The sequence below is a fragment of the Tumebacillus avium genome, from assembly GCF_002162355.1.
Classification (GTDB): domain Bacteria; phylum Bacillota; class Bacilli; order Tumebacillales; family Tumebacillaceae; genus Tumebacillus_A; species Tumebacillus_A avium.
Map to the genome: position 1 here is coordinate 1,027,714 of NZ_CP021434.1, position 19,468 is coordinate 1,047,181.

General features: G+C 59.4%; 24 protein-coding genes. All 24 read right to left on the minus strand.

The features are described from left to right. Positions 1 to 97 precede the first annotated feature (97 nt). The 24 genes from csrA to CBW65_RS04730 all read right to left on the minus strand — a co-directional run bounded on the left by csrA (position 98) and on the right by CBW65_RS04730 (position 19,467). A complete protein-coding gene (gene csrA / locus CBW65_RS04615; protein WP_087455821.1) occupies positions 98 to 337 on the minus strand; it encodes a carbon storage regulator CsrA in 240 nt (79 codons plus the stop codon). A gap of 11 nt (positions 338 to 348) precedes the next feature. Continuing rightward, positions 349 to 729, minus strand: coding sequence for a flagellar assembly protein FliW (gene fliW, locus CBW65_RS04620; RefSeq protein WP_157721771.1), 381 nt, complete (start codon positions 727 to 729; stop codon positions 349 to 351). A gap of 52 nt (positions 730 to 781) precedes the next feature. Further along, complete coding sequence (locus CBW65_RS04625) at positions 782 to 1,342, minus strand: DUF6470 family protein (protein WP_087455823.1); 561 nt, start codon at positions 1,340 to 1,342, stop codon at positions 782 to 784. 12 nt (positions 1,343 to 1,354) lie between these two features. After that, positions 1,355 to 2,245 carry a flagellar hook-associated protein FlgL gene (gene flgL, locus CBW65_RS04630; protein ID WP_087455824.1) on the minus strand — a complete coding sequence of 297 codons (891 nt, stop codon included), beginning with the start codon at positions 2,243 to 2,245 and terminating at the stop codon, positions 1,355 to 1,357. A 32-nt stretch (positions 2,246 to 2,277) separates the two neighbouring features. Then, positions 2,278 to 3,825: a flagellar hook-associated protein FlgK gene (flgK, locus tag CBW65_RS04635; protein WP_087455825.1), complete on the minus strand. Its 1,548-nt coding sequence runs from the start codon at positions 3,823 to 3,825 to the stop codon at positions 2,278 to 2,280. A 12-nt stretch (positions 3,826 to 3,837) separates the two neighbouring features. Beyond that, positions 3,838 to 4,338 carry a flagellar protein FlgN gene (locus CBW65_RS04640; RefSeq protein WP_087455826.1) on the minus strand — a complete coding sequence of 167 codons (501 nt, stop codon included), beginning with the start codon at positions 4,336 to 4,338 and terminating at the stop codon, positions 3,838 to 3,840. 48 nt (positions 4,339 to 4,386) lie between these two features. Continuing rightward, positions 4,387 to 4,653, minus strand: a complete 267-nt coding sequence (flgM, locus tag CBW65_RS04645) for a flagellar biosynthesis anti-sigma factor FlgM (protein ID WP_087455827.1) — start codon at positions 4,651 to 4,653, stop codon at positions 4,387 to 4,389. Between the two features lie 134 nt (positions 4,654 to 4,787). Continuing rightward, on the minus strand, positions 4,788 to 5,111 hold the full coding sequence (locus CBW65_RS04650; protein ID WP_087455828.1) for a hypothetical protein: 324 nt from the start codon (positions 5,109 to 5,111) through the stop codon (positions 4,788 to 4,790). A gap of 145 nt (positions 5,112 to 5,256) precedes the next feature. After that, positions 5,257 to 6,504 (minus strand): beta-ketoacyl-[acyl-carrier-protein] synthase family protein, encoded by a 1,248-nt coding sequence (locus tag CBW65_RS04655; protein WP_087455829.1) that lies wholly within the window; start codon positions 6,502 to 6,504, stop codon positions 5,257 to 5,259. Positions 6,505 to 6,523: 19 nt separating this feature from the next. Further along, the gene (locus CBW65_RS04660; protein WP_087455830.1) at positions 6,524 to 7,360 is read right to left on the minus strand and encodes an SDR family NAD(P)-dependent oxidoreductase; all 837 of its coding nucleotides are present in this window, start codon (positions 7,358 to 7,360) and stop codon (positions 6,524 to 6,526) included. Beyond that, positions 7,341 to 7,733 carry a 3-hydroxyacyl-ACP dehydratase FabZ family protein gene (locus CBW65_RS04665; RefSeq protein WP_087455831.1) on the minus strand — a complete coding sequence of 131 codons (393 nt, stop codon included), beginning with the start codon at positions 7,731 to 7,733 and terminating at the stop codon, positions 7,341 to 7,343. Before CBW65_RS04665 ends, CBW65_RS04660 begins: the two co-directional genes overlap by 20 nt. 89 nt (positions 7,734 to 7,822) lie before the next feature. Then, positions 7,823 to 8,503, minus strand: a complete 681-nt coding sequence (locus CBW65_RS04670; protein WP_157721772.1) for a ComFC family protein — start codon at positions 8,501 to 8,503, stop codon at positions 7,823 to 7,825. 35 nt (positions 8,504 to 8,538) lie between these two features. Next, on the minus strand, positions 8,539 to 9,381 hold the full coding sequence (locus tag CBW65_RS04675; protein WP_087455833.1) for a DegV family protein: 843 nt from the start codon (positions 9,379 to 9,381) through the stop codon (positions 8,539 to 8,541). Positions 9,382 to 9,576: 195 nt separating this feature from the next. Beyond that, positions 9,577 to 9,870, minus strand: coding sequence for a DUF5655 domain-containing protein (locus CBW65_RS04680; RefSeq protein WP_087455834.1), 294 nt, complete (start codon positions 9,868 to 9,870; stop codon positions 9,577 to 9,579). After that, positions 9,863 to 10,087, minus strand: a complete 225-nt coding sequence (locus CBW65_RS04685; protein ID WP_087455835.1) for a DUF4287 domain-containing protein — start codon at positions 10,085 to 10,087, stop codon at positions 9,863 to 9,865. The genes CBW65_RS04680 and CBW65_RS04685 overlap by 8 nt, the downstream gene beginning before the upstream one ends. Before the next feature lie 2 nt (positions 10,088 to 10,089). Then, a complete protein-coding gene (pnpS, locus tag CBW65_RS04690; RefSeq protein ID WP_087455836.1) occupies positions 10,090 to 11,877 on the minus strand; it encodes a two-component system histidine kinase PnpS in 1,788 nt (595 codons plus the stop codon). After that, positions 11,878 to 12,570, minus strand: coding sequence for a response regulator transcription factor (locus CBW65_RS04695; RefSeq protein WP_087455837.1), 693 nt, complete (start codon positions 12,568 to 12,570; stop codon positions 11,878 to 11,880). A gap of 24 nt (positions 12,571 to 12,594) precedes the next feature. After that, positions 12,595 to 14,826 carry an SF1B family DNA helicase RecD2 gene (recD2, locus tag CBW65_RS04700; RefSeq protein ID WP_087455838.1) on the minus strand — a complete coding sequence of 744 codons (2,232 nt, stop codon included), beginning with the start codon at positions 14,824 to 14,826 and terminating at the stop codon, positions 12,595 to 12,597. Positions 14,827 to 14,898: 72 nt separating this feature from the next. Further along, positions 14,899 to 15,558 carry a phosphate signaling complex protein PhoU gene (phoU, locus tag CBW65_RS04705; protein ID WP_087455839.1) on the minus strand — a complete coding sequence of 220 codons (660 nt, stop codon included), beginning with the start codon at positions 15,556 to 15,558 and terminating at the stop codon, positions 14,899 to 14,901. A gap of 18 nt (positions 15,559 to 15,576) precedes the next feature. After that, positions 15,577 to 16,356 carry a phosphate ABC transporter ATP-binding protein PstB gene (gene pstB / locus CBW65_RS04710; RefSeq protein ID WP_087455840.1) on the minus strand — a complete coding sequence of 260 codons (780 nt, stop codon included), beginning with the start codon at positions 16,354 to 16,356 and terminating at the stop codon, positions 15,577 to 15,579. A gap of 27 nt (positions 16,357 to 16,383) precedes the next feature. Then, positions 16,384 to 17,238, minus strand: a complete 855-nt coding sequence (pstA, locus tag CBW65_RS04715; RefSeq protein WP_087455841.1) for a phosphate ABC transporter permease PstA — start codon at positions 17,236 to 17,238, stop codon at positions 16,384 to 16,386. Then, positions 17,239 to 18,141, minus strand: a complete 903-nt coding sequence (gene pstC / locus CBW65_RS04720) for a phosphate ABC transporter permease subunit PstC (RefSeq protein ID WP_087455842.1) — start codon at positions 18,139 to 18,141, stop codon at positions 17,239 to 17,241. Positions 18,142 to 18,278: 137 nt separating this feature from the next. Beyond that, positions 18,279 to 19,172 carry a phosphate ABC transporter substrate-binding protein gene (locus CBW65_RS04725; RefSeq protein ID WP_087455843.1) on the minus strand — a complete coding sequence of 298 codons (894 nt, stop codon included), beginning with the start codon at positions 19,170 to 19,172 and terminating at the stop codon, positions 18,279 to 18,281. Between the two features lie 115 nt (positions 19,173 to 19,287). Further along, complete coding sequence (locus CBW65_RS04730; RefSeq protein WP_087455844.1) at positions 19,288 to 19,467, minus strand: hypothetical protein; 180 nt, start codon at positions 19,465 to 19,467, stop codon at positions 19,288 to 19,290. Position 19,468: the final 1 nt, after the last annotated feature.

Consider the following 19,468-nt stretch of genomic DNA (forward strand, 5'->3'; position numbering starts at 1 on the left):
AATGAACTGCCGAAATCGGCAACTTCGGCTCTTTATGCATACTTATCAGAAGTTACCTCTTATTTTCTTATCTACAAGACTGTTTTTCTAGCATTCGCTACTTTTGTTTAGGCAGCGCTTTTAAAAGCGAGTTCAACTGACTGCGCTCCGTCTTCTGAATCGCAGCTTGACGGTTTAGTTCCTGTATCTCGGCGTAGACTTCCTGGCGATGCACTTTGACTTGCTTAGGCGCTTCGATGCCCAATCGAATTTGATCGCCCTTTACTTCAACCACCGTCACGATCACATCATCACCGATCCGGATGCTCTCGCCTACCTTGCGTGACAATACCAGCATGCTCCTGCCTCCTATTCGCCTGCAAACAGAGGAACGCGCGACTCGTAGCGCCCCTTTGCATCGATGATCTGACAAGCCTTGGCGTTCTGCTTGTTCATCACAATGGGCGCTTTCAGGTTGACGCGGATGTCCTGCAGGTGCTCCGCCAGCGTCGCGACGACAAGCACTTGGGCATCCGCTTCGTCGGTCAGCCCAATTGCGTTCAGGTCTTCCAAGCTTGCTTCCAAGCGGTACTCGTGGAAAAATGCTTCCGGGTCAAGCAGGACGAGCGACAATTCTCCGCCTTTCTCTTCGAGCACATAAAATGGACCTTCGTCGACACGCTCGATCGTGCAGGTCCGAATCGATTCAAACCCAGGGATTCCCTCCGGGAACTCAATCGTGGTTTTCATGCTGGCCAAGCTCTCCATAACTTTCTTTCCCCCTGTGAAAAAACACCCGAGTCTAGACCCGGGTGTCGTATAAGTTGCCTTTCAAAGTAAACTCAAGGTCGGGATACTGCACCATCTGGCCGGTGACCGTCCCCCATTCGTGCTCGGTGTTCACCGACCACTGTTTATAGTTTACACGCACATGACCCGGCGTAAACTCCGCCTGTTGCGGGGTGATGTCCACGTTGATCTTGGGCGGCGAGACCGGCTTGATGCCGACCGATACTTCACCTTGCTGCAAACGCTGATCGGCTAGATGCCCAACGCGGGTGCCCTTGTCGTAACGGGACAATTGATTGCCTTCGCTGACGATGCGGCTGACACCTTCCAGCCACGCCTGCTGACCTTTCGCTGCGGCATCCCCCGATAGCTGCAGCACCGGCTTATAGCCGATGTCTGCACGCATCTGCGACGTGTCGATATCGATCTTGACCTGCGCCGACCTCAGAATTTCCAACTTCGGATCTTGAATCTCCAGATCGAGCGGAGCCCGTTCGGGCTGCATGTCCATCTTCGGCGGCTTGATGTTGATCTCATGCCGCGCGGGAATGGAGCGAAACTCTAAACGCACCATCTGTCGTCACCTCTAGCGCAGGAAGTCGATCAGGCTCGGCTGGATGATGCTCGCGCCTGTATTTAGCGAAGCGCGGTACACGTCTTCGGCGATCTTGAACTGCGTGATCGTTTCCGCCAAGTCAGTGTCTTCTACTTTTGTCTGCAGAGTCTGCAAATTGAGGTCGATATCGGTCAAACGGTTCTCCGCCAGTTCCAGACGGTTCATGCGGGCGCCGACTCCGGCGCGGACTTCCAGAATCTCGCTGATCCGGTCAGTTACCTGCGTGAGCCCATTCTGAACACCAGCCTGATTGTCGGTCAACAGAGCATTGCGCAAATTTTTAAGCGCGGCAAACACGTTGTCCGGGTCGGTATTGGCGCCAAAAGCGTCCTGCCCCAGCGTGTTCACTTCAAGCATCGTGCCCGGCCCGATCTCATAGCGGATCACGCCGCCGTTGGGCTGCGCGGTCTCCGCGTTCGCTTCGTTATACGGCTGGACATCGGTCAACATGCCGTTGAAGACATACGCCCCATTGAACTGCGAGTTGCCAATCGAGACCATCTGCTTGTAGAGCTGATCCACTTCGTCGGCGATCGCTTTCTTCGCCGACACGTCCTGCGTATCGTTCGCCCCGGCCACCGCCAGTTCGCGTGCGCGCTGCATGACCTGAGTCGCCTGGTCGAGCATTTTATCGGTGTACTGCACCCAGGAGTTGGCCGAGTCCACATTTTTCATGAACTGGTCGTTTTGCGCCAACTCGCTGCGGTAGCGCAGCGCGTAGGAAGTGCCAACCGGATCGTCGGACGGGGTGTGGATCTTCTTCGACGTCGCGAGGTCGCGCTGCCACTTTTCCATGCGGGTCAGGTTGTTTTGAACGTTGCTGATCAGCTTCTGGGTCATCATTTGTCCGGTGATGCGCATGTTTGAAGTCCTCCTTTCCTATCTGCTGTCTATTAACGGCCTACGAGGCCCATGCGGTTGATGACGACGTCGAGCGCTTCGTCCATCGTGGTCAAGGCGCGGGCGGCTGCCGCGTATGCTTTTTGGAACATCATCATGTTCGCCATCTCTTCGTCGAGCGACACGCCGCTGACCGACATGCGGCGGCCGTCGATCTGACGGGCGATGACATCCGCATTGTTCTGGTTGTTCTGCGCGGTCTGCGACTTGACGCCAACTTCGGAGACGATCCCGCGGAAGTAGCCTTCGATCGTCGTGTTGATCGTACCGCTTGCGTCGTTAAAGGTGATGATCGCGCTGCCAAATGAGGACATCATGATCGCCAGCGAGTTGTCGCCTTGCACGACACGGTCGGTCGAGCCGTCGTTGTACATGCTCATCGACGACGCGATGTTCGCCGGGTTGGTCAGCATGTCCGGGTTGAGCTTGATGTTGCCGGCGTTGATCGTGGTGCCGTCGCCGACGAAGAATTCCTTGCCGGTCTCCAGCGGAGAGTTCATCGTGTAGCCGAGCTCATGCAGGCCGTTCAAGCCGCCGACGAGAATCTCCGTGCCCTTGGGCAGCACGATGCCCGCGTTATAGACGGTGCCGTCCGCGCCGCGCACCGACACGCCGTTCGGGACGGTGTAGTCGTTGGGCAGCTTCATTTTCACATCGCCTGTCGCCAGCGTCTGGGCGAGCAGGTCGAGCTGGTTTTTGTAGTTCGCAACGTCGGTGTTGCGCGCGTCGATCAGGCCTTTCAGTTCACCGCCTGCGACGACCGGAGCGGTCTCGTTGAGCGGGGTGAGCACGTTGGCTCCGTCGATCACCACGTTGCCGCCGATGGTCAGTGAATAGGTGTCATTTTGATCGGTGACTTTGACGTCGACGAGCTTGGAGATCTGGTCGACGAGCAGGTCGCGCTGGTCGAGCAGGTCGTTTGGCACATCGCCGAGCACGCTCAGCTCTTTGATCCGGCCGTTGATCGACTGGATCTCTCCGAGCTTGGCGTTGACCGACTTGACCTTGATCTGGATGCTTTCGGTGATGTCCGCATTGAGCTCCGTCAACTGCTGCGACTGGTGGTTGAACGCTTCCGCCACGGCGACGGCGCGCTGGGCCACGATCTTGCGGGCTGCGATCGCCGCGTCCGGGGTCGACGTTTTGGACAGGTCTTGGAACGACGTCCACAGTTGGTTGATGACGGTGCGGATGCCGGAGTCGGACGGCTCGTTGATGATCGCTTCGACCTTGGCGAGGATGTCCGCGCGGGACGTCCATTCGCCGAGCGTCTTGTTCTCGTTGCGGAACTGCGAGTCGAGGAACTGCTCGCGGACGCGGTAGATCTGGGTGATCTCAACGCCGGTGCCGATCTGGCCCGGGCCGACCGATTTGTTCATGTTTGGGTATTCGAGCGACGGTGTCGCCACGCGGTTGACAGCTTGGCGGGAATAGCCGGCCGTGTTGGCGTTGGCGATGTTGTGCCCGGTCGTATTTAATGCGGCCTGCTCGGTGAACAAAGACCGCTTGGCAATTTCCAGTCCGAAAAAGGTAGATCGCATCGGATTGTCTCCTTACGCTTTGGAATCAAACATGCGGCGCGGGCTGCCATCTCCGTAGGGAGACGCGTCTTGGCGGCCGTATGTCGGGGTCATCATCGTGTTTTCCCCCGTCATCAGGTCGAGGGTGTTCTGGACGTACTGCAGGGACTGGCTGACCAGCTTTTTGTTCAGCTCATGCAGGTTCTGCACTTGACGCACCGTCCCTTGGAGCGCTTCGCCTGCTGCACGGATCTGCAGGCGGTGCACAGGTCCGGCGACGCTCTGGAGCTTGTCCAGCGTCCAGTCCGCACCGCGCGCATCGGCGCCCAATGCCGTTTCGAGGGCGGCGAGACGCTCCGCTTCCAGCTTTTGCGTCACCGCAACCGCCTTCAGCTCCTCCTGCACGAGGTCGGGCAATGCTTCGACCTGTCCGGAGATCAGCGCGTCGCGCTTCTGCTCCTGGACTTTCAACAGCTCCTGATACGCGGTCACCATCGACTTGATCACAGCCACAACAGGTGTCAGATCGTTCATGCTGCACTCCCTTTTATCTAAAATCACGTATTGAATCGCGAAAACCGTTTATCTCATGAAAGACTCGTAGAGCTTCTCCGCTACTTTTTGCAGGTCGACTTGGTAGGTGCCGTTTTGAATCGACTCCTTCACCGCTTCGAGGCGTTCCGCCCTGACAGCCGGGTCTTCGCCGCGCGACATTTCCAGCGCCAGGGGCGAGATCGTCACGCCGTCGCGCTGGCTGCCTGCCGCTGCTGCGCCTTTCTCTTCACGGGCGCGCTCAGCGTTTTGATAAGCCTGCAACCGGTAGATGCGAGCCGTATCGTTGATTTTCATCCTGCTTCACCTCACAAATAAAAAACCGACACAATGGATACCCCTTGTATCGGTCAAAAATCCGGTTTGGATAAGTATGTTCTCGCGCCATGACACAAGGTCAGATCATCAGACCTCGTGTATGCTCTTGCATGCTAGTTATTACGTCTATGGTAATAAGCACTTCTGTTCTGTTCGTTGTTTCGGTGCTCCGTCAGTTCCTGCCTGGTCTGCTCAAACCCTTTGGTCAGGCGGTCTTTGCACGGTTTGCAATACTTCCCTTCCAGCGTTGGGGCTCCGCAGCTTTCACAAGGGTAGTGCAGTTCCGGATGGTCCGAGGTCGAAATGCGTCCGTCGCGAATCCATTTGATGATCAGCGAAACGGGCGTCTCCGTGGAATCGCTGAGTTCATAGATCGTGGAACGGCGGTGTTCCCGCAAGTAATCGCGCACGGCGTAAAACTGGCGCTCCTCTTCCATTCGACACTGTTGACAAACCTCAAAGTGCATCTGTTGATTATACAATCTGCCACAGCTCTTACAGTTGGCAAGTCCCATTGTTAGCTACCCTCCCTCACCCATTACACATTTATTATAGCAAACACGATTGACAGGTTCCATAATCTTATTTTCCTTGTAAGAGCAGAACCGCATTGTGTCCGCCAAAACCAAGGGACTGGGTGAGGGCGAGGCTTACGTTTTGGCTGCGCGCATCGTTGGGCACATAGTCGAGGTCGCAGTCCGGGTCTGCTTCGCTGTAGTTGATCGTCGGCGGCAGGAAGCTGTGTTCCATCGCCAGAAGACAGGCAATCGTCTCAACCGCACCCGCTGCGCCGAGCAGATGGCCGGTCATCGACTTGGTGGAGGAGACGGGAATGCGGTATGCTGCGTTGCCCAATGCTTGGTGGAGCGCCCAAGTTTCCCATTTGTCATTCAGCTTCGTTGACGTGCCGTGCGCGTTGATGTAGTCGAGTTCCTCGGGCGCGAGACGCGCTTCCTGCAAAGCCAGTCGGATCGCCGTCCGCAGCCCTTCGCCCGTCGGCACGGTGATGTGCGAGGCGTCGTCCGTCTGCGCGTACCCGATGATCTCGGCGAGCGGAGAGGCTCCTCTGGCGCGGGCGTGGTCGTAGCTTTCGAGGATCAGTACCCCCGCCCCTTCGCCCATCACGTATCCGTCGCGCCTGGCATCAAACGGCCGGCACGCGGCGGCCGGATCGTCCCAGCGCTCGCTCATCGCTTTCGACGAGCAGACCCCGGCAAAAGAAGTGGGTGTAAAAGGAGCCTCCGCGCCGCCCGCGATCATCACATCGCAGACGCCTTCCGAGATCAGCCGTGCCGCTTCGCCGATCGCAATCGTGCCGGATGCGCAGGCGGCGGAGATGGTGCCGACATGTCCGGCTGCTCCGGCCAGTTGGGCGATGCTGTGGCTGAGCGCACCGCTGCCCCAGACGGGGAAGAGCAGTTGCAGCAGCCCCGGATGCTCCGCTTGCAGACGCGCAGCGCCTTTTCTGCGCAGCAGTTCGCAGGCGAGTTCAAGCTCGCGCACGACGCCGCGCGAAGTGCCGAGCAGGACGCCAAGGCGGCTTTTGTCAAAAGTCTCCCCGGCCAGGCCCGACTCTCGCCACGCCTCCTGAAAAGCCAACGCGGCGAACTGGACAAAGCGGGGCGCACGCGGCGCGAGACCTGCGACGGGCGACAGCGGGACGGCCACTTCGCCGCCGCCTTTTGTCGGGAGCCGCGTTGTATCGAGCTGCTGCAAGAGGCGGATGCCGCTCTGCCCCTTTTGTAACGCCTCCGCAAAGACCGGCACCCCGATGCCAAACGGGGTCACCGCTCCCTTCCCTGTGATCACGACGCGCCGCTGTTTGTTCATGCTGCTCCCGGCTCCTTCCTCACCATCCGTACTGTCTGTTGTCCCCGGCAAACACCTGCCCGGAAATCGTGCCTGCCCCCTCCGAGGTCAGCCAGGTGATCAGCCCGGCCGCTTCCTCCGGGGTCTGCATGCGCCCGAGGGGGATTTTTTGCAAAAGGCGCTCGGTCGCTTCCGCTGTCAGCTGTGCGGTCATCTTCGACTCGGTGACCGAAGGCGCGACGGCGTTGACGGTGATGCCGTACGGGAGCTCCTCCAGAGCGGCCGCTTTCGTCAAGCCGATCAAAGCGGCCTTGGTCGCCGCGTACGCCGACTGCTCGATGCGCCCGTGGATGCCTGCGTAGGACGTGATGTGAACGATGCGCCCGTAGCTTTGTTGGCGCATCGCGGGGAGGATCGCTTGCATCAGGGAAAAAGCCCCTTTGAGATTGACCGCTGACACTTCGTCAAAATCCTCCCCGGTCAGCTTCGACAACATCCGGTCGCGCGTGATCCCGGCGGCGTTGACCAGCACGTCGAGCCGCCCGTACTTCTCCAGCAGCATCCGCACCGCCGCGTCGAGAGCGGCTCTGTCCCGCACATCGAGCGCCACCGCATGGGCTGGAACTCCATACTTCGCCTGCAGTTCCTCCGCTTTTGCAAAAGCCGCCTCGGGCGCAGACACATACCCGATCACCGCGATGTCGCCCCGTGCGGCCAGTTGCTCCGCAACCGCGCTGCCGATCGCGCCCGAGCCGCCGGCGATCAGCGCCACCCGGCGCGTTTGCTGCTCAGACCTCGCTCCGTGCAGACCGGGCCGCCAGTTCCGCTGCCTCAGCGCGACCCGGCGCGACTCATGCTCAACTCCACGTCCGCGCATACCAGATCACCCCTTCTGCCACCAAGGTCGCGCCTTGCCAGACCTGGCCGCGCCGTTTGCCCATGCCCCTTTTTTCCCCGAGCACGGTCACTTCGGCCCGCAGCGGGCGATCTGCCGGCACCTCGGTTAAGAGACGCATCCCTTCGATCCCGGTCATCAGCGTCCGCTCCCCGCCCGGTCTGCCCGCAAGCACCGCCAGCGCCCCAGTCTGCGCCAAAAATTCCGCCGCGTACCATAGCGGCACCGTGTTGTCCTGTACCGCTTCCGACGGCAGATTGGAGATCGCCTCCGCCCGCTCCATCGGCAGGATCTCCACCACCTCCGCCACAAACAGAAAAGGAGCCCGGTGCGGCAGAATGCTTTTTACATCCACAATTGTTAACCTCCCGATACAATCAAGTAGACAATACCAGTCTATAGCAAAAAACCTCCCTGTTTCAAGGGAGGTTTTCGCGGTCAATGCTATCGCGCTGCTGTCAGCACATATACCGCACGCACGCCTGCGCTGTGCAGCTTTTTGGCGCAGGCGTTGACGGTGGCGCCGGTGGTGTAAACATCGTCGATCAGGCAGACGGTCATGCCGTCGAGATCGCTGCCGGCCGTTTTCGAGAGGGCGACCGAGTTTTCCATCGAGGCGAGGCGCATCGACCGTCCGCGCGAAACTTGCGAGCGGGACGAGCCTTGCCAGACCAGACCTGGCACGACAGGCAGGCCGATGCGTTCGCTCAGGCCTTGGGCGAGGCGCTCCGCCTGGTTGAAGCCGCGGGCGCGCTCTTTGTCGGCCGCCATCGGGACGGGCACGAGGCAGTCGATGTGCGTGTCGAAGAGGTGGGTGGCGTACGCTTCGGTCAGGCAGTCGACGAGCAGGGGGAGCAGTTCGAGTTGGCGCTCTTCCTTCAGCTTGAGGATCGCGTCTTTTAGACGGCCGTCATATGGCCCGAAGGACAGGGCGCGGTGGAAAAAGCGCTCTTTGCGCCATGAGCAGTCTGAGCAGATGTCCGGCTCTGGCATCTCGCGTCCGCAAATACGGCAAAAAGGCGGAATGCCCGCCCGCAATTGGACCGTGCAGGGGGCACATACCGCCTCATTGGCTTCGGCCAAAGGCTGCTCGCAGAGCAGGCACTGGGGCCGTTTGGGATACACGAGATTCAGGAGTCCGTTCCAGAATCCCTTTCCGCTCATTGCTGGTCGAAGATAAAGCCGAGCAGACCGGGTCCGACGTGCGTCCCGATGACCGGGCCGATCTGCGCGGTGGAGATGTCAGCTTCCGGGAACTGCTGTCTGAACTGCTCCGCCACTTCCGCCGCGTCGCTCGGGTTGTCGGTGTAGACGATCGCCATGGTGATGTGCTTGCCGGCGATCTGCTTTTCCTTGACCAGTTCGGCGATGCGGGCGAGCGACTTTTTGCGCGTGCGCACTTTTTCCAGCAGTTCAAGCTTGCCGTCCTCGACGTGCAGGATCGGTTTGACCTGCAGCAGGGAGCCGATCAACGCAGCCGCGCCGGAGACGCGTCCGCCGCGATGGAGGTGTTCGAGGGAGTCGACGATGAAGAAAGCTTTGATCGTTTCGACCATCTCGTTCAGTTTCGCGACGATCGTTTCCTTGTCATTGCCCGCTGCAATCATCTCGCAAGCGGTCAGCACGAGGCGTGCCTGTCCAAACGCGGTGATCTTGGAGTCGATGACGGTGATGTCACCTTCGACCATGCGCGAAGCCGTTTCCGCCGAGTGCGCGGTGCCGGACAGCTTGGAAGACAGGAAGATGCCGATGACGCTGTCGTGCGATTCCAGCAAGCGTTCATACGCCTGCACCATCTCGCCGACAGACGGCTGCGACGTGGTCGGCAGGTTCTTCTCCACCGCCAGACGTGCAAAAAACTGGTCGGACGTGATGTCCACGCCTTCCTTGTGGCTCTCCTGGCCAAAGTTGACCATCAAAGGCACCACCGTGATGCCGTATTTATGAATCGTGTCGGTCGGTAAATAGGCCGTACTGTCAGTAACGATCGCAATTTTGCTCATTATGTACCTCCTGAAAAAGTAGAGGGTAAATTCAGATATCTAATCTCTATTATATCTTAAATACTTCAACCATCCAAGTTGGTTTTGTGCTCAGCAAAAAAGAGCCGTCCCGCAGGCGGCTCTTATCTCGTTTCATCCCAAATCTCTTCGATTGTCTTCCCGTCGATGCGCCCTTTTAAAAAGAGCTCGGTCATCCTAATTCACCTCATACGCCAGCTGCAGCAGACCGCGCAGCTCGTCATCCAGCTCTTCCCGCTGCTCCAGCGTGAACTTGAACTTCATCCGTTCGTTAAAACCAAGCCCTTTCGACGACTCCAGACGGTCGGACGTCACGCCGTCGGGCAGGGCCACGCCGACGTGGAGCTTGCCTTTGTGCGGCTTGGCGACGGCGAATTGCTTTTTCTTGTAAAAGGGGATGTAGGTCTTGCACGGACGCGCCTCCACCCCTGCACCAATTGCTTCGATCTCCGCTTTTACAAAATCATACACGTCGCGAAGCGAGGCTGCCTCCGTCGAGGTGGTTGAGGATCAGGTAGGCGGTGCTTTGCCCGAGGCCGTACTCTTCTTTCAGCCACTTCAGGCGGCCTTTGCCTTCCGGAATGCCGTCGCGCTTTGCCTTCTCCAGCCACTGTTCCAAGGTGCGGCCGGTGCGCTTTTGCATGCTCTGGATCATTTTTTCTTCCATGTTGCGAACGGATGATGACATGCTCAAATCTCCTTTGTCTTCGGAAGCGTAATCGTAAACTCACTGCCCTCGCCCACAACGCTTGTCACCTCGACCTGCCCGTGATGGCTCTCCAGGATGTGCTTCACGATCGCCAACCCCAGCCCCGTGCCGCCCGAACGGCGCGCACGCGCTTTGTCGACGCGGTAGAAGCGCTCGAACAGGCGCGGGATGTCCTCCGCCGGAATCCCAACCCCGGTGTCGCGCACCTTCAGCACCACATCATCCTCTTGCTCCATCACCGACACGTCCACCCGGCCGCCCGACGGCGTGTAGGCGATCGCGTTGCCGAGCAGGTTGATCAGCACCTGCGCGATGCGGTCGGAGTCGCCCTCCAGCTGCAGATGCGCAGGAGGCAGCTCCGTCTCCAAAGTCAGCCCCAGACTCTCCGCCTGATGCCGGTACTTCTCCACCGTTCGCTTGACCAGCGCGGTCAGATCGAACGGCTCGAAATGAAACACCGTATGCCCCGACTCGATCTTCGACAGCTCCAACAGGTCGGTGACCAGCCGTTTCAGCCGTTCCGACTCGTCATAGATGATCTGCAAAAACTGCCGCGTGATCACCGGGTCGTTTAATGCGCCGTCGAGCAGCGTCTCGGAAAAACCTTTCACCGCCGTGATCGGCGTGCGCAGCTCATGCGACACGTTGGCGACAAACTCGCTGCGCATCCGCTCCAACTGCCGCCACTCCGACACGTCATGCATCAGCACCACCGCGCCGGCGATCCGCCCGTTGTTCGATGAGACCGGCGTGATGTGCACTTCCACCGTCCGCTCGACGGGGCGGTGCAGCGTGATCTCCTTTTTCTGCGCTGTCCCGACGAGGATCGCTTCGTCGATCATCGCCGACAAGCCAAAGTTGTAGCCCGCTTCCCAGTGCCACTTTTGCAAAAGTTCTTCCGCTTTGTAGCCGATCATCCACTCGATCGCCTGGTTGACCAGCGTGACGCGGCCGGAGCGGTCGACGACGATGACGCCGGAGACGAGATGTTTCAAGATCCCTTCCAGCTTGCCCTTCTGTTGCGTCAAATCCTCGATCTGATCGGACAATCGCGCGGCCATCGCGTTGATCGAGTCGGCCATCACGCGCAGCTCATCGCGTCCGCGCTGGTGAATCCGCTCGTCAAACGCCCCTTCGGCGATCTTGCGCGTCGAACTGGTGATCGCTTCGATGGGTGCTGCGATCCCGTGGGCGAAGCGCAGCCCAAACAAGCTCGCCACCGCCGCCACGATCAACAGGGACATGCCGATGCGTCCCCACAGCGCCTGCAGCGTCTCATGCGCGCCTTTCATCGGCACGGCCATCCGCAACACGGCGATCGGGCCGTGGTCGCCGTACACCGGCACCGCCATGTGCATCACATTGTAGGTCGAATACGGCACTTTGCGCACATGCATGCCGACGCTGCCTTCCACCGCCGAAGCGATCTCCGGGTAGTCGAGCTGATTCTTGCGCGTGTCGGCATCCCCCAAGGTGTCGAGCATGACATCGCCCTGCAGATCGAGCAACGTCACCCGCGACGACACCGCCATGCCGGTCTGGCGGAGCATTTCGTGCACGTCTTCCTTTTGGCCCTGCGTGTCATATTCCGCCAGCATCGGGGACACCCACGTCGCCAAGAGAGACGTCTCTTCTTTTAATTGCGTTTGCAGATTGTCCATGTACAGCTTCTCGATAAATTGCAGCATGTATACCCCGAAAATCGACAGGGCGAGCACGATCAGCAGCATGTACGTGACGACAATCCGCCAGCGGATGCCCCGAATCATCTATTCACCCCGGACGAGCTTGTAGCCGACTCCCCGCACCGTTTTGATAAATTCCGGCTGTTTCGGGTCGCGTTCTAATTTGTCGCGCAGGTGCGAGATGTGCACATCGACGATGCGCGTATCGCCGGCAAACTCATAGCCCCAGACTTTGTCGAGCAGATGGTCGCGGCTCATCACGCGGCCCATATGTTTGGCGAGGTAGTGCAGCAGCTCGAACTCGCGCGGCGTCAGATCGACTTTTTCCCCGCGCACGGAGACTTCGTAGCGGTTGATGTCGACGACCACTTCGCCGCAGCGGAACACGCCTTCTTCGCCCGAATTGTCTTCGCTCATCCGGCGCAAGACCGCCTTCACCCGCGCCACCAGCTCGCGCGGCGAAAAAGGCTTGGTCACATAATCGTCCGCGCCCATCTCCAGGCCGAGAATGCGGTCGACCTCGTCATCTTTGGCGGTCAGCATGATGATCGGCGTGGTGATGCCGTCTTTGCGCAGGCGCTGGCAGAGCTCCATCCCGCCGATGCCCGGCAGCATCAGGTCGAGCACCATCAGGTCAGGGCGCGGCGTCGTCGCCATGATCTCCATCGCCCGCGTTCCCGAGTCGGCCGTCAGCACCTCAAAGCCTGCCTGCTGCAAGTTGTACTCCACCAGTTTCGAAATCGATTCTTCATCATCTACGACCAGCACTCGCGTCATCCCAAGACACCTCCGACAAAATAGTTACTTTGCTTCCCGTTCCCGTATCCGCTCCGCCAGCCGCGTATACCGCCGCTGTCCGTCCTGGCTGCGCACGGCGGTCTGCAGGGCCGGTTTCGTCCCGACCAGCACGACCAGCTTTTTCGCCCGCGTCACGCCTGTGTAGATCAGGTTGCGCTGCAGCATCACGCGGTGCTGCATCACGACCGGCAGGATCACGCACGGGTATTCGCTCCCCTGGCTCTTGTGCACCGTCACCGCATAGGCCAGCGACAGTTCATCGAGCTCGGTGAGCGCGTAGGTGATGTGGCGCGGCTCTTTGTCATCCGGATAGACGACGGTCAGCTCGCCCTCTTCCGCATCGAGCGCCGCCACGCGTCCCACGTCGCCGTTAAAGACCTCTTTGGTGTAATTATTCTTCGTCTGCATCACTTTATCCCCAACGCGCAAAATCCGTCCGCTGTGCGTCAGTTCCGGCTTCTCAGCCCCCGCCGGGTTGAGCGCCGTCTGCAGCGCTTCATTAAGTGCCTCGACGCCGACCGACCCGCGCCGCATCGGCACCAGCACCTGGATGTCCTCGACCGGGTCGCCTTTGATAAACCCAGGCAAACGCCGGGCCGCCAGATCGAGCACCAAGCTCAGCAATGCGTCCGGCCGCCCTTCTTCGATAAAAAAGAAATCGCCGTCCTTTGCCACTTCCGGCAGCAGCCCATGGTTGATGCGGTGGGCGTTTTTGACGATCAGGCTCTCCTGCGCCTGCCGGAAGATCGTCTCCAGCCGCACCACCGTCACTTCGCCCGACTCGATCAGATCCTGCAAGACACGACCTGCGCCCACGCTGGGCAACTGGTCGATATCGCCGCACAACACCAGCCGCGCGCCCGAAGGCAAGGCACGGAGGAGCTGGAAAAAGAGCAGTTGGTCGATCATCGAGGCTTCGTCGATGATAAACACCGCCCCTTCCAGCGGATTCTCCTCATCGCGCTGGAAACGCAAACCTTCGCCTTCGACCATCGCGTATTCCAGCAAGCGGTGCAGCGTCTTCGCTTCCACGCCGGTGCTTTCGGTCATCCGCTTGGCGGCACGCCCCGTCGGCGCGGCCAAAGTTGGCGTCACGCCTTGACGTTCCAACGCGGCGATCATCGCTTTGACCGTCGTCGTCTTCCCTGTGCCCGGCCCGCCGGTGATGATCACCAGCCGTTCGCGCAGCACCGCCGCCACCGCCTGCCGCTGCAAAGGGGCGAGCTCCATGCCCTGCTCCGCTTCGATCTCCGTGATCAGCCGTTCCTCATCCTGCACTTCGCCCTCTTCCATCGCGATCTGCACCGCGCCGTTCATCAGCGTCCGGATCTTCTCCGCCGACTTCAGTTCGGCAAAATAGAACCCGGTCAGATAGACCAGCCGTTGTGCGCCGGCCGAGTCCGCTTTTTCCACGATCACGCCGCCGGAACGCTCTTCCGCCAACGCCTGCAGCATCGCCGGAAGCGCATCGCGTGTTGCACTGCCCAGCAGCGCTTCCGCCTTGGCAAACAGTTCGCGCTCCGGCAAAAAGACATGGCCTTCATCCGCCCCTTGGCGCAGCACATGTTTCAGCGCAGCACGCAAACGTCCCGGCGACTCGGGCGGCAACCCGAGCTGCAAGGCCAGCTTGTCGGCCGTCTTGAAGCCGATGCCATGCACCTCATCGACGAGGCGATACGGATTGGAGCGCAATACGTCCAGCGCCTCATTGCCGTAGCGCTTGTAGATCTTCGCCGCGATGCTTGGCGTGATCCCGCGCGAGCTCAGGTAGACCATCACCGACTGCACGCCCATCTGTTCGCGCAGCCCTTGGGCGATGCCTTCCGCCTTTTTCTGCCCGATGCCTTCGATCTCCAACAGCCGCTCCGGCTCCGTCTCGATCACTTGCAGCGTGGCCGTGCCAAACTCCTCGACCAGCTTTTTCGCCGTCTTGGGGCCGAGGCCTTTGATCATCCCGGAGCTGAGGAATTTTAAAATCGCATCCGGCGTGACGGGCAGCACCCGCTCGAACTCGTCGAACAAGAGCTGCAAACCCCACTTTTCATGGCGGCTCCACGTGCCCGTCACCCGAATGTTGTCGCCTTCCTGCGGCCCGATCAACGTGCCGACGATGACGGCGCTGTCTTTCTTGCCCGTCTGCAGCGTGGCGACCGTATAGCCGTTGTCATCATTGTGAAACGTGATCTTTTTCAAAACGCCTTCCAGCGTCACACGTTCATTCGGGAGCAAGCCCATTCCCAAACACCTTCTCTCCGTCCCTAGCCTCTCCAAAAGAGATTCGCGACAGAACAGCCCGTGTCCTGCTCCTTAGTGGTTAAGCTCTTGACGAACGCCGGTGATCATATAGATCACCCATTCGCCGATGTTGGTGGCGTGGTCGGCGATACGCTCCAGCATGCGGCAGACCATCAGGAGCAGGATCGCCTGGTGCACATTCGCCGGGTCGGCCCCCATCAGCTCTTCCAGTTCGAGGAAGATCTGCTTGAACAGGGCATCGACCGCGTCGTCTTTTTTCGCCAGTGAGCGGGCGATCTCCAAGTCTTTTTTGACATAGGAGTTCAAAGCGTCGCGCAGCATGTCTTTGGTCATGTCGGCCATGCGCGGCGTGTCGACGAGCGGCTTGAGCAGCTTCTCGCCCTGCAGGCGGATCGTCGTTTTCGCGATGTCCACCGCGTGGTCGCCGATGCGCTCAAGGTCGGTGACGATCTTCATCGCCGTGCCGATCACGCGCAGGTCGGACGCCATCGGCTGCTGCAAGGCCAGCAGGCGCAGGCAGGACGACTCGATCTCCACCATCAGCTCATTGACTTTGTCGTCACCCGCGACCACTTGGCGGGCGATCGTTTCGTCGAGCTGGGCCAGCGATTTGACGGCGAGGAAGATCGCCTCTTCGACCATCACGCCCATCTTCAACAGGTCGCGCTGCAGTTCTTCAAGCGATTGGTGAAACCCTTTTCTGGTATCCATATTCCTCCGCCTCCTTCATTAACCGAAACGTCCGGTGATGTAGTCTTCCGTGCGCTTGTCGCCCGGATTGGTGAACAGCCCATCGGTCACGCCATGCTCGACCATCACGCCGTTCAGGAAAAATGCGGTCGTGTCGGAGATGCGTGCCGCCTGCTGCATGTTGTGTGTGACGATGATGATCGTGTATTTGTTTTTCAGCTCTTGGGTCAGCTCTTCGACTTTCAACGTGGAGATCGGGTCGAGCGCCGAAGTTGGTTCGTCCATCAGCAGCACTTTCGGCTCGACGGCGAGCAGGCGGGCGATGCACAAACGCTGCTGCTGGCCGCCGGAAAGTCCCAGCGCCGACTTGTGCAGGCGGTCTTTCGCTTCCTCCCACAAGGCGGCTTGCTGCAAAGAGCGCTCGACGATCACGTCGAGGTCTTTTTTGCGGCGGATGCCATGGATGCGCGGGCCGTAAGCGATGTTGTCGTAGATCGACATCGGGAATGGATTGGGGCGCTGGAAGACCATGCCGACGTTTTTGCGCAGGTTGACCACATCGGTGTCCCCGCCGTAGATGTTGTCGCCGTCAACGAGGACTTCCCCGGTGATTTTGACGCCCGGAATCAGGTCGTTCATGCGGTTCAAGGTGCGGAGCAAGGTCGATTTCCCACAGCCGGACGGGCCGATAAACGCGGTGATCGAGCCTTCTGGCACGGACAGGTTGATATCATAGAGCGCTTGGTTGTCGCCGTAAAACAGGTCGACACCTTGCACGCGGATTTTCTCTTCGGTCGCGACAGCAGTTGCAGTTTTCACAGAAGTTCCTCCCCCTTTTGGACGATCTTATTTCCCGGATGCTTTGCGCTGCAGGTAACGGCTGGGCAGCGCGATCAGCAGGTTCATCAAGAGCACGACGATGACGAGCAGAGCGGCGGTGCCTTCCGCGATCTCCATCGCATCCGGCACAAGCGCTTCCGAGCGGATGTACCAGAGCTGCACCGACAAGGTGGCGCCCGAAGCCATCAGATCGAAGTCGGGCGCAAACCGCGACACCGACACGCCCGCCGTAAAGATCAAGATCGCCGATTCGCCCAGCGCCCGGCCGGCGACCAGCGTAATCCCGGTGACCAGACCTGGCAAAGACGTCGGAATCAGCACTTTGCGGATCATCTGCCATTTGGTTGAGCCCAGCGCCAGACTTGCCTCGCGGTAGGAGTCAGGCACGGCGCGCAGTGTCTCTTCGGTGACGCGCACCAGCACCGGCAGATTGAGCAGCGCCAAGGTCAGCGCACCGCCAAGAATCGTAAAGCCGAGGCCAAAATAGGTGACGAACAACAGCGCCCCAAACAGACCAAAGACGATCGACGGCACCGAAGCGAGCATTTCAGTGGACAGGCGCACCATGTCGGTGAACCAATTTTTCTTCGCGTACTCCGCGAGCCAGATGCCCGCCCCGATGCCAAACGGCAGCGAGAACAGCAGGGACAGAATCAGAATGTAAAACGAGTTGAACAGCATCGGGCCAACCCCGCCGCCCGCTTTCACATCTTCCGGTTCGCCAAAAATAAAATCGGGCGTCAAATGCGGCACCCCGGCCGACAGGATGTACCAGAGAAACCAAGCGAGCACGCCAAGGATCAAAAACCCGACGGCCCAGAAAAATCCGGTGGCCAGCTTGTCTGTCAGTTTGGTGTTCATCTAAGCGTCCCTCCTGCGTGCAACGATGCGAATGACGAGAATCAAAGACAGAGAGACGAGCAGCAGAATCAGCGACATCAGGAACAGGGAATTGTTGACCGTCGTGCCAAAGATCGACGCCATCTCTTTGACGATCTGCGTCGTCAGCACAGAGGTCGGCTCGCCGAGCCCTTTCGGCAGCACCGGCGCGTTGCCGATCACCATCTGCACCGCCATCGCTTCGCCGATCGCGCGGCCCATCCCGAGGATGACCCCGGTCAGGATGCCCGGCAGCGCAGCCGGGAGCAGCACTTTGCGGATCGTCTGCCAGCGCGTCGCGCCCAAGGCATACGATGCTTCTTCCAGCGCGCGCGGCAAGCTGCGCAGCGCGTCTTCCGATACGGAGAGGATCGTCGGCAGAATCATGATCGCCAAGATCACCGCCGCCGGTCCCACGCCAAAGCCCGGCTCGCCCGGAAACGTCTTGGCAAACCACGGCACAAAGATCAACAGACCGATCAAGCCGTAGACAACGGACGGAATCCCGACAAACAGATCGGCGGCCGGACGCATGATCTCGCGCATCCAGTTCGGCGCGATCTTCGCCATAAACACCGCGCCGCCAACGGCGACCGGCACCGCGAGGAGCAGCGCGAGGCCGGTGACGAGAAACGAGCCGAGAATGAATCCGGCCGCGCCGTACTCGCCTTCCGACGGCGTCCAGTTCGTGCTGAAGAAAAACTCCGCAATCCCCGCCTGCGGATCGGCAAACGTCTGCAGCCCCTGCTTGCCGACAAAAAGAATGATGCCAAAGATGATCAGTGACACAAAGACGGCGCTGCCGACAAACAGCCAATGCATCATGCGGTCGGTTCGGCGGCGCATCGCGTTCAAAGCACCTGCCGTTTCTTTTGCTGCTGTCATGTTGTTCCCCCCACCTTGCTGTACTTTCTGTAAGTTATAAGTTTACTGAATATTTGTTACGATTTTACATTTAGGTCATAACACAGGGGCAGGGACGGGCCTGCGCGCCGTCCCTCCCCATTTGCCAATCGGGTGTGTTAGTTTTTCAGTTGAGAGATCGGAATGAACTTCAGCGCTTCAACTTCATTGCTTTGGAACTCATCAGACAGGATGTAGTCGAGGAACGCCTGGCTGACTTTGTCCGGCGTGCCTTTGGTGTACATGTGCTCGACGGAGAACAGCTTCCAAGTGCCGTTGGCGATGTTTTCCGGCTTGTATTCCACACCGTCCAGCTTCAGGACTTGGATTTTGTCGTCCGCGTACGGCGCATCCATGTAGCCGATCGAGCCGGTCGTTTGTTCAACCGAAGTCTTCAGCGCGCCGGTCGAGTCTTGCACCACTGCGTCTTTTGCGAAGTCTTTGCCTTTCGGGATCAGCGCCGACTTGATGTACTTGCGAGAACCGGACGATTCGGCGCGGCCGATGATCGTGATCTCTTGGTCTTTGCCGCCCACTTCTTTCCAGTTTTTCACTTCGCCGGTCAGGATCTTCGCCGCTTCTTCGGAGGTGAGGTCATCGACCGCCACGTCTTTGTTGGTGACCAGCACGAACGGCGCGATCGCCACTTGGTGGTCGACGAGGCCTTTGTCCGCATATTCGGAGCCAGCTTCCACGTCGGAGTTGCCGATATTGACAGCGCCTTCTGCGACTTGCTTCAGACCGGTGCCCGACCCGCCTGCCGCAACGTCGATCGTGACGCCGGGATGTTTGTCTTGGAATTGGGATGCCGCGTGCTTCACGAGCGGCAGCAGTGCCGAAGAGCCGGATGCTGTGATTTTGCCGGTGAGTTCTTCCTGCTTTGGAGCGTTCGAATCGCCGGTGGCATTTTGGTTTTGGTTCGCTTCCTCTTTCCCGCAGCCGACCATCAAACCAGCAGTCATCGTTGCGATCAAACCGAAAGTCATCGCCTTTTTCGACACAGTTGCAAACACTTGAAAATCCCCCTTCAGGAGTCCGATGTTTTGGTTGGTGTTGCTTACAGTTCTTATCCTACCAGCGCAAGGTAAATCTAGTTCGGACTCTGCGTAAAGGGTTTGTAAATTCGAATCAGGGCATCCCGCCGCGCGGGAGCAGGAAATGCAAAAGGACCGGCAAGGCCCCAACGGCCCCGCCGATCACAAAAATTCCGATGCTCGCCTGCCGGTTACCGTCCCGCCGCACTTTGCTCCCGTACGAGATGGTGTAGTAGCCGGCGTACAACGCGAGCACGATGAACATCCACGACATC

Excerpts from the sequence above, each read along its gene's own strand:
- csrA (WP_087455821.1), bottom strand. The coding sequence starts at position 337 with ATGCTGGTATTGTCACGCAAGGTAGGCGAGAGCATCCGGATCGGTGAT.
- fliW (WP_157721771.1), bottom strand. The coding sequence starts at position 729 with ATGAAAACCACGATTGAGTTCCCGGAGGGAATCCCTGGGTTTGAATCG.
- CBW65_RS04625 (WP_087455823.1), bottom strand. The coding sequence starts at position 1,342 with ATGGTGCGTTTAGAGTTTCGCTCCATTCCCGCGCGGCATGAGATCAAC.
- flgL (WP_087455824.1), bottom strand. The coding sequence starts at position 2,245 with ATGCGCATCACCGGACAAATGATGACCCAGAAGCTGATCAGCAACGTT.
- flgK (WP_087455825.1), bottom strand. The coding sequence starts at position 3,825 with ATGCGATCTACCTTTTTCGGACTGGAAATTGCCAAGCGGTCTTTGTTC.
- CBW65_RS04640 (WP_087455826.1), bottom strand. The coding sequence starts at position 4,338 with ATGAACGATCTGACACCTGTTGTGGCTGTGATCAAGTCGATGGTGACC.
- flgM (WP_087455827.1), bottom strand. The coding sequence starts at position 4,653 with ATGAAAATCAACGATACGGCTCGCATCTACCGGTTGCAGGCTTATCAA.
- CBW65_RS04650 (WP_087455828.1), bottom strand. The coding sequence starts at position 5,111 with ATGGAAGAGGAGCGCCAGTTTTACGCCGTGCGCGATTACTTGCGGGAA.
- CBW65_RS04655 (WP_087455829.1), bottom strand. The coding sequence starts at position 6,504 with ATGAACAAACAGCGGCGCGTCGTGATCACAGGGAAGGGAGCGGTGACC.
- CBW65_RS04660 (WP_087455830.1), bottom strand. The coding sequence starts at position 7,360 with ATGCGCGGACGTGGAGTTGAGCATGAGTCGCGCCGGGTCGCGCTGAGG.
- CBW65_RS04675 (WP_087455833.1), bottom strand. The coding sequence starts at position 9,381 with ATGAGCAAAATTGCGATCGTTACTGACAGTACGGCCTATTTACCGACC.
- CBW65_RS04685 (WP_087455835.1), bottom strand. The coding sequence starts at position 10,087 with ATGTCATCATCCGTTCGCAACATGGAAGAAAAAATGATCCAGAGCATG.
- pnpS (WP_087455836.1), bottom strand. The coding sequence starts at position 11,877 with ATGATTCGGGGCATCCGCTGGCGGATTGTCGTCACGTACATGCTGCTG.
- CBW65_RS04695 (WP_087455837.1), bottom strand. The coding sequence starts at position 12,570 with ATGACGCGAGTGCTGGTCGTAGATGATGAAGAATCGATTTCGAAACTG.
- recD2 (WP_087455838.1), bottom strand. The coding sequence starts at position 14,826 with ATGGGCTTGCTCCCGAATGAACGTGTGACGCTGGAAGGCGTTTTGAAA.
- phoU (WP_087455839.1), bottom strand. The coding sequence starts at position 15,558 with ATGGATACCAGAAAAGGGTTTCACCAATCGCTTGAAGAACTGCAGCGC.
- pstA (WP_087455841.1), bottom strand. The coding sequence starts at position 17,238 with ATGAACACCAAACTGACAGACAAGCTGGCCACCGGATTTTTCTGGGCC.
- pstC (WP_087455842.1), bottom strand. The coding sequence starts at position 18,141 with ATGACAGCAGCAAAAGAAACGGCAGGTGCTTTGAACGCGATGCGCCGC.
- CBW65_RS04730 (WP_087455844.1), bottom strand. The coding sequence starts at position 19,467 with ATGTCGTGGATGTTCATCGTGCTCGCGTTGTACGCCGGCTACTACACC.